15 protein-coding genes are annotated in these 16,906 nt (G+C 30.2%); 13 read left to right on the top strand and 2 right to left on the bottom strand.

From position 1 onward, the window contains the following. The 11 genes from ACX6U0_RS19830 (at window position 1) to ACX6U0_RS19780 (ending at window position 12,853) form a co-directional block, all read left to right on the top strand. Window positions 1-3,081: an AAA family ATPase gene (locus ACX6U0_RS19830; RefSeq protein WP_464961585.1), complete on the top strand. Its 3,081-nt coding sequence runs from the start codon at window positions 1-3 to the stop codon at window positions 3,079-3,081. 531 nt (window positions 3,082-3,612) lie between these two features. Then, window positions 3,613-4,968 carry an amino acid permease gene (locus ACX6U0_RS19825; RefSeq protein WP_464961584.1) on the top strand — a complete coding sequence of 452 codons (1,356 nt, stop codon included), beginning with the start codon at window positions 3,613-3,615 and terminating at the stop codon, window positions 4,966-4,968. A 13-nt stretch (window positions 4,969-4,981) separates the two neighbouring features. Continuing rightward, a complete protein-coding gene (locus ACX6U0_RS19820) occupies window positions 4,982-5,995 on the top strand; it encodes an SIS domain-containing protein (RefSeq protein WP_464961583.1) in 1,014 nt (337 codons plus the stop codon). 1,093 nt (window positions 5,996-7,088) lie between these two features. Next, window positions 7,089-7,262, top strand: a complete 174-nt coding sequence (locus ACX6U0_RS19815) for a hypothetical protein (RefSeq protein WP_464961582.1) — start codon at window positions 7,089-7,091, stop codon at window positions 7,260-7,262. 44 nt (window positions 7,263-7,306) lie between these two features. Beyond that, a complete protein-coding gene (locus ACX6U0_RS19810; protein WP_464961581.1) occupies window positions 7,307-7,507 on the top strand; it encodes a hypothetical protein in 201 nt (66 codons plus the stop codon). 53 nt (window positions 7,508-7,560) lie between these two features. After that, entirely contained in the window at window positions 7,561-8,118 is a 558-nt protein-coding gene (locus ACX6U0_RS19805) for a hypothetical protein (protein ID WP_464961580.1), read from the top strand. A gap of 254 nt (window positions 8,119-8,372) precedes the next feature. Beyond that, window positions 8,373-9,242 (top strand): YitT family protein, encoded by an 870-nt coding sequence (locus tag ACX6U0_RS19800; protein ID WP_464961579.1) that lies wholly within the window; start codon window positions 8,373-8,375, stop codon window positions 9,240-9,242. A 367-nt stretch (window positions 9,243-9,609) separates the two neighbouring features. Beyond that, the gene (locus tag ACX6U0_RS19795; RefSeq protein ID WP_464961578.1) at window positions 9,610-11,367 is read left to right on the top strand and encodes a SulP family inorganic anion transporter; all 1,758 of its coding nucleotides are present in this window, start codon (window positions 9,610-9,612) and stop codon (window positions 11,365-11,367) included. A gap of 118 nt (window positions 11,368-11,485) precedes the next feature. Further along, complete coding sequence (locus ACX6U0_RS19790; protein WP_464961577.1) at window positions 11,486-11,812, top strand: ArsR/SmtB family transcription factor; 327 nt, start codon at window positions 11,486-11,488, stop codon at window positions 11,810-11,812. A gap of 59 nt (window positions 11,813-11,871) precedes the next feature. Further along, on the top strand, window positions 11,872-12,438 hold the full coding sequence (locus ACX6U0_RS19785; RefSeq protein ID WP_464961576.1) for a DNA mismatch repair protein: 567 nt from the start codon (window positions 11,872-11,874) through the stop codon (window positions 12,436-12,438). Between the two features lie 76 nt (window positions 12,439-12,514). Next, the gene (locus ACX6U0_RS19780; RefSeq protein ID WP_464961575.1) at window positions 12,515-12,853 is read left to right on the top strand and encodes a zinc ribbon domain-containing protein YjdM; all 339 of its coding nucleotides are present in this window, start codon (window positions 12,515-12,517) and stop codon (window positions 12,851-12,853) included. Window positions 12,854-13,022: 169 nt separating this feature from the next. Here the strand turns inward: ACX6U0_RS19780 and ACX6U0_RS19775 are convergent, their stop codons facing one another. Together ACX6U0_RS19775 and ACX6U0_RS19770 are read right to left on the bottom strand one after the other, a co-directional pair. Further along, complete coding sequence (locus ACX6U0_RS19775) at window positions 13,023-14,132, bottom strand: GerAB/ArcD/ProY family transporter (protein ID WP_464961574.1); 1,110 nt, start codon at window positions 14,130-14,132, stop codon at window positions 13,023-13,025. Window positions 14,133-14,264: 132 nt separating this feature from the next. Next, the gene (locus ACX6U0_RS19770; protein ID WP_464961573.1) at window positions 14,265-15,452 is read right to left on the bottom strand and encodes a Ger(x)C family spore germination protein; all 1,188 of its coding nucleotides are present in this window, start codon (window positions 15,450-15,452) and stop codon (window positions 14,265-14,267) included. A gap of 166 nt (window positions 15,453-15,618) precedes the next feature. On the opposite strand from ACX6U0_RS19770, the gene ACX6U0_RS19765 reads away from it, so the two are divergent. After that, window positions 15,619-15,948 carry an ArsR/SmtB family transcription factor gene (locus ACX6U0_RS19765; RefSeq protein WP_464961572.1) on the top strand — a complete coding sequence of 110 codons (330 nt, stop codon included), beginning with the start codon at window positions 15,619-15,621 and terminating at the stop codon, window positions 15,946-15,948. Between the two features lie 699 nt (window positions 15,949-16,647). Further along, entirely contained in the window at window positions 16,648-16,809 is a 162-nt protein-coding gene (locus ACX6U0_RS19760; protein ID WP_464961571.1) for a hypothetical protein, read from the top strand. Window positions 16,810-16,906 lie beyond the last annotated feature (97 nt).

Here is a 16,906-nt window from a genome sequence, read left to right as displayed (position 1 = left end):
ATGAGACCATTAGAAGTTATTTTACATGCATTTGGTCCATATAAGGACAAAATCCATGTAGATTTCAACCAATTAAATGAAAAAGGTTTGTTTGCGATTACTGGTCCAACTGGAGCGGGTAAAACAACAATCTTTGATGGTATTTGTTTTGCATTATACGGGGAGGCGAGTGGTGAAAACCGAAACGACCAATCTTTATTAAGAAGCCACTTTGCAGATGATGAAGTATATACAAGTGTTGATTTAACATTTGAACTGAAAGGTAAGCATTACAACATCTTTAGACAAAAAGGACATCAAAAGAAACAAAATAAAGGTGTTACAGGTGACAAAATAGAGTTTTATAAAATCGAAAACAGCGAAAAAGTGCCATACTGTCAAGAATTTAATAAAACTACGATTGTTAATAAAAAAGTTGAAGAATTACTCGGTATTAATGCTGATCAATTTAAACAGATTGTTCTTCTACCTCAAGGTGAATTTCGGAAATTATTAGTTTCAGATACGAAGGAAAAAGAAGAGATTTTACGTAAAATCTTTAAAACCGAATTATTTGATAAAGTAAAAGATACAATTGGAATTGCTAGATCTAAAATGGAAACAAATTTTAGAAATCTTAAGCAAAAAATTGTCATTAAATTAGAAACGATAGAAGATCTACTATTAGATAAAGGGATCAATATTACCGAGGATGCTCAAATTAACATCCATATTGTTAGAGAGATTTTAGGTGAACATATTTCAACAATTGATGAAGAAATAAAACAGCTTGAAGAAAAAGAAAAGATACAAAAAGCTCAAATAGAAGTTCTCCAACAAAAATTATTTGCAGCAGAGTCACACAATAAAAATATTAACAGATTACATGAATTAAACGAATTAATCAATTTATTAAACGATCAAAAAGAAGAAATTGATCAAAAGAAAACAAATTTATCAAAGGCTACTAGAGCAGAAAAGGTACTACCGGCAAAAAATGAACTCGAAAAGTTGGAAAGTTTGATTGTACAAGCTAAAGATAAATTGCAAAAAGAACATTATTCGTTAACTGAAATCCTTCAATTAATCGAAACAATTTCAATAAAAGTTGCTACTCTTCCTGAAAAAAATAAAAAATTAGCAAACTTCGAACATCATTATAGTCAATTATTAGAATTGAAGGATAGTATTGAGAAGTATCAAAAATTAGAAGAAATTTATGTAACGAAAACAAAGCAGTTCAAGCAGCTGGAATTTGATGGTCAAAAACTTCGAGAACAAATAACGAAAGAAAATGAAGAGCTTTATCAATTAAAAAATGAGATTGTTACATTTGAAGGTATTTATGAACAGTGGAATCAAATAACATTGTTAAAACAGCAAGTTCATCAAAAAGGTGGGTTTGCAAAACGAATCGTTTTTGCAAAAAACGATTTAGATGGCAAATTAAAAGATTATGAATGTAATGATGCAATTTTAAAAGATCATGTAAATAAATTAAATAGTTTAGAAATGAAAATGTTACAACAAAAAGCAGCGTATTTGGCTAAAGATTTAAAAGATCAAGAAGAGTGTCCAGTGTGTGGTAGTACACATCATCCTTCAATTGCCAAATTTGCAGGCGATGTAAATGAACATGAAGTTGAAACATTAAAAATTGAAGTAACAAGATTACAAAACCAATTAGCAACAAAGCATGGTGAAATAAAAAATTTAGAAAATACAATTAACCTTGATGAACAATCCTTTAAGGAGGAATATGGGGAATTTGATTTTTCAAATGAAGGCTTGCTTTTATTAGCAAATGAATTTAAAGAGATTGATGCGAACTTAACAAGTATTTCAGAGCGAAAAATTACCTTTGAAAAAGTTCAAAAAGCTTTAAAAGAAAAAGAGCAATTTATTGAAAGTTTAACAATTAAGGCAACTGAACTTGGGAATGTCTTAGCGGAGTGCTCTACAAAAATAAATGAATTAAAAGTTGAAATTGTCCAAATTGAGACAAAGCTACCAGAATCGACACGAACTTATGAAGCGTGGTATCAAGATGTACAAAAATATGAAAATAATATTCAATTACTTAAGACAGAAATACTAGAAATTGAAGGTAGCTATCAACGACTTTCAGAACAAAAAACAATAAATGAAACAACTTGTTCACATCTAGAAAATGAAATAAATCGCTTAACCTCAGAAATTGAAAATGCACAGAATTCTTATAAAGAGAAGTTGATTGAGTATCAGTTTAGTCATGAAGAAGAATTTATTATTGCGATTGGATTTATTCAATTAATCGATGAATATCAAAATGACATTTCTAAGTATGAAGAAAATAGTCAAAGAATAAAAACTGAAAGAGATATTCTCGAAAACCAACTGCAATCTAAAGAAAAAATTGATGAAAATGAAATAAGAGAATCATTGCAATTAATCGCTCAACAAGCAGACCATATCTTAAATGATATTATTCGAATTCAAGAATTATCAAAACGTTTATCTCAATTACGTATAGACTTACAATCATATCAAGAGGAGTACGTAAAAACTGAAAAGAAATTGGCTGGATTAAATGATTTATATAAGGTCACAAAAGGCGACAATGAAAAAATGATTTCATTTGAACGTTACGTGCTTCTAGACTACTTCGAGCAAATTATTGAGTCTGCCAATGTTCGTTTGGATCATCTTTCAAATGGACAATTCCAATTACAGCGAAAAGATTCAGTCGAAAAAGGAAGAAAACAAAGTGGTTTAGGGCTAGAAGTATATGATTCATATACTGGTTTAGCTAGAGATGTTAAAACCTTATCAGGGGGCGAACAGTTTAATGCTTCACTTTGTTTAGCACTTGGTATGGCCGATATTATTCAGGCTCATAAAGGTGGAGTTTCAATAGATACATTGTTTATCGATGAAGGTTTCGGTTCATTAGACGATGAATTACTTGCAAAAGCTATCGATACACTCATCCAACTTCAAAAAACTGGTCGATTAATTGGTGTTATTTCGCACGTTCAAGATGTAAAGGATGCAATGCCAGCGGTTATTGAAGTTCATAAGACAAATCATGGATTCTCTGAAATATCCATTGTAGTAAAATGAGTTTAATATGAGTAGGCTAGCGAATGTACCGAGTATACACATTTATTTTAAAATATAATTTATTAAAAAACCTTGTTTATCGATTCTTGATGAACAAGGTTTTTTAGTGTAATTTGTTTCTTTAAACTCAATATGGGGATGATCCATCTGGAAGGTAATCAAGCAATATCTACTTGTAATAAATAGTTTTAGACTAAAAAGAGCATGAAAAATGCTCTTTTTATTTTGAATCATTAGATTGAAAGCTAGTTGATATAAAATATTTCAAATATTCTAATTGTATTTATTGTTATAATTTATTATAATACAAGACATAACAAATAAAGTTTTTATGAATGGAATGTGAAAATATGAAGAGCTAAATGAAAAAATGAGAAAGCCATTTAGAAAAAGCTTGGCCAAGACAATGCAAGATCTTACTTATCTTCATACCAATTATTCGATCCATCCTATACGGCAACCAATATTTAAATGTTTATTAGTTTATACGAGATTATGAAACTTGTAATTTAAATTGGGAGGAACTAAAAAATGAGTAATGGCACGCTCACACGAAAGTTAGGTTTTTGGTCTGCTCTAGCTATTGCTGTTGGAACGACTGTAGGTTCAGGTATTTTTGTCTCATCTGGAGATGTTGCAAAAGCTTCAGGAACACCTTCAATCGCTATTTTAGCTTGGATTATCGGTGGAATAATTGCAATACCTCAAGTAATGGTACTAGCTGAATTATCGACGGCTTACCCTGAAAACGGAAGCGGTTACGTTTACTTGAATAAAGCGGGATGGAGACCGCTAGCTTTCCTATATGGATGGGCAGCTTTTTGGGCACTTGATCCACCTTCAATTGCCATTATGGCTTTAGCGATTGTTTCTTATATTTCTACCTTTTTTCCATTTTTCTCTGGAATAGCTGGAAAGTTATTAGGAATTGCTATTATTCTCATCATAACCTCAATACATTATCGAAGTGTAAAGGTAGCGGGTATTTTTCAAGTAATCATCACTGCGGTTAAAATCATTCCATTTATCATTGTTATTATTTTAGGATTTATGTACATGAATACTGAAAATTATGCTTATACTCCAACAACTGGAGCAGTGAAAACAAGTTTAATCGGTGGCGTGTCTGCGACTACTTGGGCATATACAGGAATGGCTGCCATTTGTTTCATGGCTGGAGAATTTAAAAATCCAGGTAAAGTACTACCTCGCGCTTTAATTAGTTCTGTGTTCATTGTCATGATTTTATATACACTGCTTGCCGTTTGTATTATTGGGCTAATGCCTTTTGAAAATTTAATGAGTACAAATGCAGCTGTCTCAGAGGCAATTAAGTATATCCCTGGTTTATCTGATATTGCATCGTCATTTGTAGCTGTAACTGCTATTATTGTTATTTTAGGTTCCTTAAGCTCCTGCATAATGTTTCAGCCTCGATTAGAATATGCAATGGCAAAGGACGGGCTATTCTTTAAACGTTTTGCTAAGGTTCATCCAAAATATGAAACGCCAAGTTTTTCAATTATCGTTCAAGTACTATATGCGTGTATTCTTGTGTGCTCTAGTAATTTAACTGCATTACTAGGGTATTTCACTCTAACTCAATTAATGATTAATATTATGGATTTTGTTGCTGTTTACAAATGCCGTAAAAGGCAAGATTATAATCCGATTTATCGTATGCCAATATGGAGAGTTACGACGATTTTGGCTATTCTTGGCGCATCATGGCTTGCTTGGGGTACTTTCACATGGGCTCCTATTCAAGGGTTGATTGCAGCATTAATCGTCATTGCAACAGGTCTACCAGTCTACTATTACTGGGAAAAAAAGTATGGTGGAAATATTAAAAATCATAAAGACAATTCAATTAACGAGACAATTTAAGGAGGAATAGTTTATGTTAAAATTTGATGAAGAGTTATTTTTAAAACTGGTAGAAAAAGAAGGTCTAGCATTTCAAAGTCAAATAGAAGAAATTGTAGATCACATTAGTCATAAAGGTTATAGTAATATTTTCTTAATTGGTGCTGGTGGAACAATCGCTATGATGTATCCATATGAATACATATTAAAATCGCAATCTACCATTAACGTTCATGCAGAAATTGCTGCAGAATTTATCTTAATGAACCATAAACATTTAAATGAAGATTCTGTTTGTATTTTTACATCAGTATCTGGAACAACTGAAGACACGATTGCAGCAGTTGAGTTTTGTCGTCAAAAAGGTGCTACTACGATTGCTCTAGTAGCTGAACCAAATACACCTTTAACTCAAATGGTAGATTACTGCATCACGACAGGTTCAGAGAAACATTCTTTTGATACTTTCTTTATGCTACTATACATGTTTATTTTCCGCTTCATGTATAACAATGGTGAGTTTCCTCAATATGAACAATTTACAAAAGAAGTATCTTTGCTACCTCAAGCAATTCTAAATGCAGTTAAGTCATTCGATCAAATAGCAGAGGACTTTGCGATAAAACATAAAGACACAAAATACCATATGATGGTTGGTTCAGGTAACTTATGGGGTAACACATATTCATATGCGATGTGTATATTAGAAGAAATGCAATGGATACATGCAAAGTCAATTCATGCTGCTGAATTTTTCCATGGCACGCTAGAACTTGTTGTTGAAGACACAAGCGTCATTTTATTAAAAGGTGAAGATGAAACAAGACCATTAGTAGACCGAGTAGAAAGATTTGCCGAAAAAATTACAAACAACCTAACGATTATTGATACAAAAGACTTTAGCCTTGAAGGGATCAGCGAAGAATTTAGAAAACATTTCGCCGTGAGTATTAATTGGGCAGTCTTAAGTCGTATAAGTGTATATCTTGAGCGCGAAAGAAATCACCCATTAGAACTTAGAAGATATTATCGAAAAGTTGAATATTAAATTGATAACAAAAGATACAAATACTAATTTTAAAAAGTTTCACGTTGTTTAAAATAGTAATTTTGTAAAACAGACCATACCAAAATCGGGTATGGTCTGTTTGTTTTATATAATAGCTACAGAAAAAAATGTGATTTGAACCATCATTTTGCCGATTTGGCAAAGTTTTGCAAAAAGTTATAGTGAATTAATTAAAAAAATTGGGAAATTCCACAAATAAAGTCTATTTTAAAACTGCTTGTTAGATATCAAAATCTTAGCAAGGTGTTTTTTTGAAAAACTCCTTTTCTTATTAAAGAATTTAGTAAATAAAATTTAGATTTAATTATAAATTGTGAAAGATTTCACTTAAACTAAATGGCAGTTTAGTTTAAGTGAAAACATTCACAAATAGGGTCGTGTTTTTATATTTGAAAACCTAAATTCATCTGCGGTTATCTATGATCAGACAAATTTTTAAGGAAGAAGAGTAATTTATTTTACCATTTTTAGAAGTAGTAACATAATTCCAGGAGTGGTTAATAATCGACTCCTTTTTAAGTATTTGGCAGGATTGTTGAAGAAGGTTATTCTTTTTTTGTATTAAAAATTCTTAAATTGATATGAAAAGGAAATTAATTATCATAACCCAAATATTTAAATGAATTAATAATTATCAAGGTAATATTCAAACAACTTTGGAATCTCAGCTTACTTAGCAAGATAACTGTAGAATTATATGATACTGTAAAAGGTTTCAAAATCTAGATTAATTCTCACTAATATATACGGTTGAGTTTAAATCATTTCTTAATTGCATGGAAGAACGATATATACTTCCATTCACTGTGGTGAATCTGTGGATTCATGGTTGGCTAATACATGCATTAGTTGAAGAAAGAAGGCTGTCCTACAGCTTTTTTATTTTGCAAACAGTTAATAGTAAATTTTGTTTGACGAGGATGTTCTCAATTATTATGATTATAATGAACATTTGTATATTCAAATAATCAAATATACTCTAATAAAATTAGAATCGATAGGGAGAATTGAAAATTATAATAAAGTATCTTTAAGAAAGGAACAAAATTCAGGAATAATAGTTTGAATTCTTGTGATCGAAAAGGACTATGAGTATATAACTGGCGTAGATAATGCGGGAATGTTTAATAAAGATGTAGCTGAAGGTATGGTATCGTCTGCTAACGATAATACAACTATATTAATAAGAAATGCAGAGTTAATGCGATTTAAAGATAATAAGAGTAGTATGAATGTTAACACTTAAAGAAGATATAAGATAAATTACATATAGTTATGGAAGGTGGACGTATGCAATTAAAATTAAATTATGAAATACAAAAAGAAGCAACAGAAAAAGTTAAGGAAATAGTAAAAAAGATGAATGGACTATCGGAAGAAGATTTTGTCAACAAGTTCTACCGAGACCCAAATTTTCGTAATGGGATTGACACTTTAGTAGAATTGTTTATACAAGCAAATAGAGAAGTGGGTAAAGATGAACAAGCGTAACTTCCAATCACCCATTCATATACTTAAACCATTACTAGAAAGGACAATAAACTATGGATTCTTATACTAAAGAACGTCTCTTTACAAAAGAAGAGATTATCCAAACTGGAATTCAATATCTAGAAGGAATAGGTATTTCTTCTATCTGTAATGTGTGTATTTCAAACGGAGGTTCCTGTTGTATGCAATGTACAGAATTAGTGGATGGGGAAGGGTGTCAACAAAGAAATACAAGCTGTACTTCCTGGTTGTGTGGTTTTCTAAAATTGTTATTTTTTGAAGCAGGATTACTAGAAGAATGGGAGCAATTTTGGGATCAAATACCTGGTAGAGCCTTTAGAACAGATTACACGCCTTCTATTGTTGCAATACAAAAAGAGCTGAAAATTCATAATATTAACTATTTAGGTCAGGCTCTAGCGAAAGATGTAGAAAGAATCATGAACCAAAATAAACATGAAAGTATCAATGAATTAAAATATGTTTTAGACTTATATGTAAGATTCTCTTTAAATGGTGTTCAAGGTAAATCTGAAGCAGAGTTTCAGGAATTAACTTCTGACTTTCATTCATTTAAATCAGCTATAGAAATTCATAAAGAGGATTATTAAATGGGCTTTGAACTTTGGTTCATGCTCTATTTATTGTCCTATTAAAAGTGATATATAAATCAATTTAAAAAATTTCAATCAATATTTACATAAACCAAAAATGGAAAACAAATGAAATTGAAAGAGTATGATGACCATTTTAACTTTTTAAGAAAGAAATCAAATAATAACCGCCTTTAAATTTAAGAAAGTTATAGTAAAAGGCATAATGTACTTTTTAGATTGGAGGAATAAAATGAAAATGAGGGATTTATATGGGGGACAAAAATCAAAAGCCTAACAAAATAAAAATGTTATTAAGAGGGTTAATGGTAATAATTGGAGGAATTATAGCCGCATATGGATTAGAAACGGTATTAATACCAAATAATGTATCTGATGGTGGAGTGACAGGTCTTAGTATCGTTGGATCAGAATTATTTGGATTGCCATTAGGGGTTTTAATTGCAGCTATAAATATTCCTTTTATTTGGTTAGGATATAAGCAAATTGGTAAAAGTTTCTCAATTTTTTCTATCATTGGAATAGTATCTCTGGCCGCTGGAACAAGCATTTTTCACCACACTCCTGCAATTATTGAAGGAGATACTTTGTTGATTTCCGTTGTTGGTGGAATTATATTAGGATTTGGAATGGGTTTGGCATTACGTAATGGCGGAGCAATAGATGGAATTGATATGCTTGCTGTTTTGCTAGCTCGTAGATTACCGTTTGGGACAAGTGACCTCATTCTATTCTTAAATATCTTTGTATTTATTTTTGTTTCAATTGTATTCGGCTTACAAGGTGCTATTCTTTCAGCAATTGCTTATTTTATTGCTTCTAAAGTTATTCACATAGTTGAAGAAGGTTTAAGTGGCTCAAAAACATTTCAAATTATCACAACTCAGCCGGAACTATTGATAGAGACTATACGTGATCGATTAGGTCGAGGAGCAACTTATAAAGAAGCTTATGGTGGTTTTTCTAATGAAAAGTTTAGAGAAATCACATGTGTAATTAATCGATTAGAAGAGAACAAACTAAAAGAAATCATTAATGAAATTGATAAAAAGGCCTTCGTTACAGTATATGACGTATCAGAAGTAAAGGGCGGTAATTTTAGAAAGCATAATATTCATTAAGGATAATGGCTATAGCATTTACTTGCTTTGCAATAGTGCTAGGTTTTTAAAAATATTGGATTGGTTGACGGAATTCACGAAATTAATATAAAAATTTTTGGGTTTGGAGCAATGAGGTTAAAACCGCAGTTTGTTAACAAAATAAATCAATTTATTTTCTTAAAGGACCTACAAGATAGGTCCTATTTTTTTGTACATAACACAGTAAAAAGAGATTAAATAATCTGAAATTTAACAATATATATGAAAATTACCGATTTTTACTTTAATGAAAATTTTATTTGACGAAGAGTCACAATAAGAATTATGATTAAATAAATATTCATATATTCAAATAATCAAATATACTATAAAGAGGTGCACTTAATTGTCATGGAGAGGAAGATATGAGAAGTATAATAAAGAATCATTTAGAAAAGACGTAATCGCTGGGTTTATTGTTGGGATAATTGCGATTCCATTAGGTATGGCCTTCGCGATTAGTTCAGGTGTAAAACCGGAATATGGTATTTATTCCACTGTGATTGCAGGGATTTTGATATCTTTATTTGGAGGTTCGAGATTTCAAATTGGTGGACCGACAGGTGCATTTATTCCAATATTACTTTCTATTGTTATGCAATATGGATATGATAATTTACTTATTGCTGGCTTTTTAGCAGGACTATTTCTTATCATAATGGGGATTTTTAAATTAGGGAATATTATACAATTTATACCTAAACCTTTGACTGTTGGATTTACTTCAGGAATTGCTGTCATAATCTTTACAGGTCAAATTGTAAATTTTTTAGGGCTACAAAATATTGAAAATCATGAAGAATTTATTCTAAACATGTTTGAAATTGGAATTCATATCGAAACAATTAATATTTACAGTTTAGTTACAGCCATTATTTGTCTATATATTATTTTCTTATCACCTAAACTATTTCCAAGAATTCCTGGGTCATTGATTGGTTTAATAATTTCTACTTTTATAGCATTCAAACTGTTTAGTGGTGAAGTTCCTACTATAGGATCTACTTTTGGAAATATACCAGGAGGACTACCTGAGTTTCATTTATTAGAGATTAATTGGCAGAAAATTGAAATGTTGTTAGGTCCAGCATTTGTTATAGCGATGCTTGGTGGAATTGAATCCCTTTTTTCCGCCGTAGTTGCAGATGGGATGACAGGAGTTAGACATAATAGTAACAAAGAGCTCATAGGTCAAGGAGTCGCTAATATAATTACACCACTTTTTGGTGGGATACCGGCTACAGGGGCGATCGCAAGAACAGCTGCTAATATAAAAAATGGTGCAGTTTCTCCTATATCTGGTATAGTACATGGTTTGGTTGTTCTTTTAGTACTATTATTATTTGCACCATATGCTTCGCACATTCCTTTAGCAAGTATGGCTCCTATTTTAATGATTGTGGCCTGGAATATGAGTGAACGAAAAGAGTTTATTCAAATTCTAAAAACTAAATCAAGTGATATTATTATAATGGCATCAACGTTTTTTCTTACGGTATTTCTAAATTTGACGTCTGCTATTGGAGTTGGGTTGTTACTTTCGGTTATCATATTTGTAAAAAGAATGAGCGAACTTCTAACGGTAAAGAAGGTACTACCTGATCACTCGATAAAACATAAAAAATTAAAGGCACATATAGTAAGTGAGGATCATGATTGTCCTCAAGTCAGTATTTATTCAATTAATGGACCGATATTCTTTGGAACTGCAAATATTTTCGAAAGGTCTATTATGGAATTAGTTGATTCTGAATCACAGATAATATTGTTACGGATTGGGAAAGTTCCTTTTATAGATACAACGGGTGAGGCTAGATTATCTAGTATAGTTAAGTACTTTAAAAGTCATGGCAGAAAAGTTGTAATCACTGGGATTCAACACCAGCCAAAAGAGTTGTTAAAACGTACGGGACTTTATGAATTAATTAGTCCTCAAAATTTCTTTGATGATTCTGGTGAAGCAATTGCATATGCTTTGACTCAAATAAACTTTAAAAAATGTTTGGGATGTAAGCATTACGCATTTTTAGAATGTTCGCTCCTATCATATGACAACAATTCGGATACAAATATTGAGAAGAAAAATGAATTAAATAAAAGTTGAGATTTCGAATTATTCCCTATCATTAAATTAATGACATTAACTAGACAGACAGTAATAATAGACTATGATTAAATTATAAGTATACTTTTATAGAACATAGTAGATTGGGGTTTTTTATTTGAATTTAGAGCTACAACAATTTAAAGCAGATTTTTTTAAAGCATTGAGTCATCCTTTACGCATTCGTATTCTTGAGTTATTAATTGAGGGCGACAAAAATGTCAATGAGCTTCAAATAATGATAGGCAGTGAAGGGTCTGCCGTTTCACAACAATTAGCAATTTTACGTAATAAAAATATTGTTTATGGAACAAAAGAAGCAAACAAGGTAACGTATTCGCTACGAGATCCAATGATTGTTGAATTATTGGCTGTTGCCCGTCAAATATTTAATAATCATCTTGTTGATGCAATTTCAATGTTAGATAAATTTAATGATGAATAATATTATAAGCAAGATGGTAGTTCAAATATCATGATTTTTTTCAGAGAGGATTAATATAGATGAATTCTTTTGAAAGAGCTCGTCTCGTTACAAAAGAAGAAATAATTCAGATGGGACTACGATATATGGAAGGAGTAGGTGTTAAATCTGTTTGTAAAGTATGTATTTCGAAGGGTGGTTCCTGTTGTATGTATTGTAATCACTTAAAGGAAGGAGTAGGTTGTCAACAAAGAAATACTAGCTGTACTTCCTGGTTATGCGGATTTTTAAGATATATTTACTTTGAAGTTGGTATATTAGCAGAATGGGAACAATTTTGGGAACAAATACCCGGAAAAGCATTTAGAATGGATTATACTCCTAGTGAGATCACCATCACAAAAGAATTGGAACCAGTTAACATTAAATATATAGGTCAGGCTTTTGCTAAAGATTTAGATTATTTGACCAACGAAGATAAAGAATATACGATCAATGAATTTAATAACAAATTAGATCGATTTGTATCATGGTTTTCTATCCATAAGGACTCGATAACCTTAGGCGAAGCTAGTATTGAATTAAACAAATTATCAAACAAGCTATCTTCTTTTCAACTAGCAATTCAAGAATATAAAAACAATTAAAAATGTTAATAAATGAATTTATTAACTCTGAATTTGAAAGCACTACTTTGTATTTTTTAATGGAGGAACAAAAACTATGTTATCATTACCAAATTGCCCAAAATGTAAATCAGAATACACTTATGAAGATGGGAATCTTTTAATATGTCCTGAATGTGGCTTTGAGTGGAGCTCAGATTCGGAAAATGAAAGTGAAGCAGAAAAAGTATTTAAGGATGCCAACGGTAATATTTTGAATGATGGTGATTCCGTAACAGTTATTAAAGACTTAAAAGTAAAAGGAACTTCGCTAGTAGTAAAAATTGGTACCAAAGTAAAAAACATTCGTCTAATTGATGGTGATCATGATATTGATTGCAAAATTGAAGGTTTTGGACCAATGAAGTTAAAAACAGAATTTGTGAAAAAACTATAAAAAAGATTTATTAACGAAATGATGAAAAGAATGAAATAAGCTCTTCATACGAGGACCTTATTACATTCTTTTTTTTGATATTTAATAAATTTGATTATTTTAATATACAGAAGAGGTGATAATCGATTGTCTGAAATGAGAGAATCATTCTATTATCCCTTTATTATACTTAAAATTCTTTTGGAAATTTTAATTTCCTTTGAATAAGGACAATTAATAACAAACATAAAGGAATAATAATTTGAAGAGGGATAGGTAAATAATACGGGACTATTTCAAACCCTTCTTTAACGTGTTCTAAGTAATTTGGGGCCATAAATAAAGAAAGCAAAATGATTATAATACTAAGGGGATAGACTAGCTTTTCAGTTTTCTTTACATTAAATAAATCGGCAGAAGCAGAAAGTGCACAATAGAAAAAAATAGTAATTTTTATAAATCCTCCAAAAACCATTAAAATAATAACAAATGTATCTAGTCTTTGTATAAAATTTGCAATATTAACAAAACTAACTGCCGTTAAAAGTGGAAATGAAGATCTTTCAAATAATGATGCGCCTAAGATTGCTATGTTATTAATATTGAACATAATCATTATTATCCCTGTAAAAAATATCGCTAAAAATCCTATCTTAAAAGTTTTTTTTGTTTTCTTTACATAGGGAAAAATCATAGTAAAAGTTATGAGTTCACCAAAAGGAAAAGTTAATGTAATAGGAAAGACATCTTTCAAGATTGGTTGTATTCCATTTTCTAAAACCGGTTTTAAATTATTAAAGTTTTGTAATTTAGAAATTGTTTCTGCTCCAACTAAAAAAAACATCATAATAACAATTAACATAAAAATTACTTCACTAGCCCGTGCAAATGTTTCAAGTCCCTTATATAAGCTATAAACTAATAAGGACATCATAATAATTCCTATCAAAATTAGAGATGAAGAATTAAAAAGTGTAATAACTAATACTTCTTCAAAATCGCGTAAATCGCGTGCTGCAATATAAAGGAAATATACAATATAAATTAAAGCTAAGACTTTACCTGAATATTCACCTAATATTAGTTGTATGTATTTTGTAAAAGGTAAACTTGGATAAATTTCATATAATTTCAAATACACATATAATAAAATACAACCCAAAATAAGACTAATAAGTATACTTATCCAGCCGTCTTGTTTTGATTTATGAGCAAGACCGAATACTGATGTAGTTCCTCCTTCAAACAAAAAAATCATACAAAATAATTGGAAGCCACTGATAGATATTTTTCGATTCATTATATTACCTCAAATGTGATCACAATTTCATTCTAAGATTATGGTTACCTTTAATTTCTAAAAATATGAGAAAGTGAAATATTATCGATATTGATACTAAGTAAAAGGAATCTCTTTCATTAAATTGTCACTTTAGTGAGGATAAGGTTTCTTTCTCATTCCGACATTATTAATTTGAACGTCGACACTAACTGTTACTTTTGCCTTTTTGAATGTATCATTCCAATTTTTCTCATATTTTTTATAAATTTTTGAATTAGCTAAGTGTAATTTTTCACCAAAACCAAATGCATCTCCACCGAGTCTTTTTACTTCAGATATCCCTTTTTCTACTGATTGTTTTACAACATTTTCAGCTGATTTTTCATATTTATTGATTGTCTTTGCATTATCAAAATTGTCATTACAAAGTACTTCGTCTATATGGCCAATTGAATTAATTTTAATATTTATTATAGGAATATTACCCTTCATTCTAATTTTCGCCTTTGATTTTAACCGAGTAAGTTCCATCGAATTATATTTTTTTTCTTTTTTACTACAAGGTATTTGTACATTCGTTTCTTTAATCAGATTATTAATAATCTGTATTGAAGTTGCCGGTGGCCCATCTAACCATCCAACTAATTTTCCGTCTCTAAATATCCCTGTGCCATTTATCGTACTAAAACTCGATTCGACTTTTTCAAAATTTTCAAGTGTCTCTGATGTTTTACTTTCATTTTCTAATTTCACACCATTTATTACTGGTTCTCTTCCACTACTAGAAATTGCAGAAATCGCCTCACGCATTAATGTTTCTTGGTTCTCACCTAGAAGAGAGGATGTATTTTCAATTTTACCTAAAATTGATTTGACTGGGATTTTATCAAGAGCTGGTAAGTTATTCATTATTTTATATACGCTTTCGTTTCTTGCAATTACAACAGGGATATTTGTTCGAATTTTGGAATCTCTTTCAAATACATCGAAAATAAAATTCAAGGACTCCTGTTTTGCTAATTTTTCACCTAAAATGACAAGTGCAACATGAGAATATATATTTGGTCGGGATCCTCTCTTAGTCACTTTTCGTGCTGCTTCTGAAATTGTCTTACCTTTTTCTTCAAATGAAACAACTGGAATACCTTGCGCACCTGTTTGTGTGGCTATCGCACTTGGATTAATAATTTGGACGGTCATTTGATATTGTTTTTCTTTTGGTAAGTAGTCGATTCCCATTGCAACCACAATTGATATTTGATTCAATTCTTTATAGTTAGAGCACCCACTAAAAATTATGAATAGAATTAAAAATAAACACAGATAAATTCTTTTCACAGTCTACTCCCACCTAATATTTAGATAATAGATATATTTATTAATCTATATAAATTTACTTTCTCCAAAGAATATCTAAATATTCAAAGATATAGATCTAGATAGGATTAAGTAAATTGGGCATACTGCTTTTATGAAGTTGTTTAAATAATTGGAGGTCTTCAAATTGAAGTTAGAGTTGCAGGAATTTAAGGCGGATTTTTTTAAAGCGCTAAGCCATCCTTTACGTATTCGCATATTAGAGATATTAAGTGAAGGGGAAAAAAATGTAAATGAAATTCAAAACATGGTTGGTAGTGAAGGATCTGTTGTTTCACAACAATTATCAATATTACGAAGTAAAAATATAGTTGTTGGAACAAAAGATGGGAATAAAGTTACTTATACATTGAAGGATCCCATGATTAAAGAATTGTTAAATGTAGCAAAACAAATTTTTAAAAATCAATTGATAAATTCTATTTCAATCTATGATCAATTTAATGAAGCAAATTAAGATAATCTGTAATTCTTTATTTATATAACTGTTTAATAATAATTTTTTTATACCGGTCATTGACGTGCAGATAATTTTTTGAATTACAGGACTATATCAGCTTCCGGTGAAAATAGATATTATTTTGAAGGTTTTAAGCAACTTAAAGCATATGAACTACCTCAAAGTTGGAAACATATAGTAAAAAATACTAAAGATAACCATATTGTCATGGTGCTGTTATATGGAATAATCGTGATATATGTACTATCTGATTCGTGACATAGTATCCATTTTATTCCACTGATCACCAGTATAAAATAATAATGTATTTAACATATTATGAATAAAGTAATGGGAAATGTAATGTATATATAATTTACCAATCGGTGTGATTTTAGTTGGCATTACAGCGTATGGACACTATAAATCAAAGACTATCTTGAAAATAAATAGTATGTCTATTCCTAGTATAGTTTAAGGGGAAAACAATGTACTTTTTGTTTTTAGGTATAGCACTTGTAATAGTTACTGTTGTAATAGCAATTATTTATAAGATAATTATTAAAGGTTAAAGCATTCACAAATTTGTGAGTGCTTTTTTTATATCATATATTAGAACACATATTCTTTTTAGCAATGCTGATTAGAAAAGAGTCGTTTAAAAATTCCCCTTAATACAAATAATTCCATTAGAAATTATTAATTAAGGGGTTATTAATGAAGAATATAGTTCAAGAAATTCAATCTGATTTTGCCAACCATGCTGACTTTTTCATTGAAAAAGAGCTAATAGATAATACAACAATTTATTTTAACGGTTTTAATACACTAGTAAACTTAACTAAGTCAGCTCGTCTTAAGTATTACACTGCCACGTAGTTACTTTTATAATCGGTATTGTTTTCTAAGGGTCGGATTATTTTATTTAGTTGGTACCTTTTTGATTTTAATAATTCTATATTCCTTATTAAACTAA

It is taken from the genome of Gottfriedia sp. ABJ_BB2_2, assembly GCF_055484705.1.
Note: the sequence above shows the minus strand (reverse complement) of the source record. Positions and strands in the feature narration are given on the sequence as shown.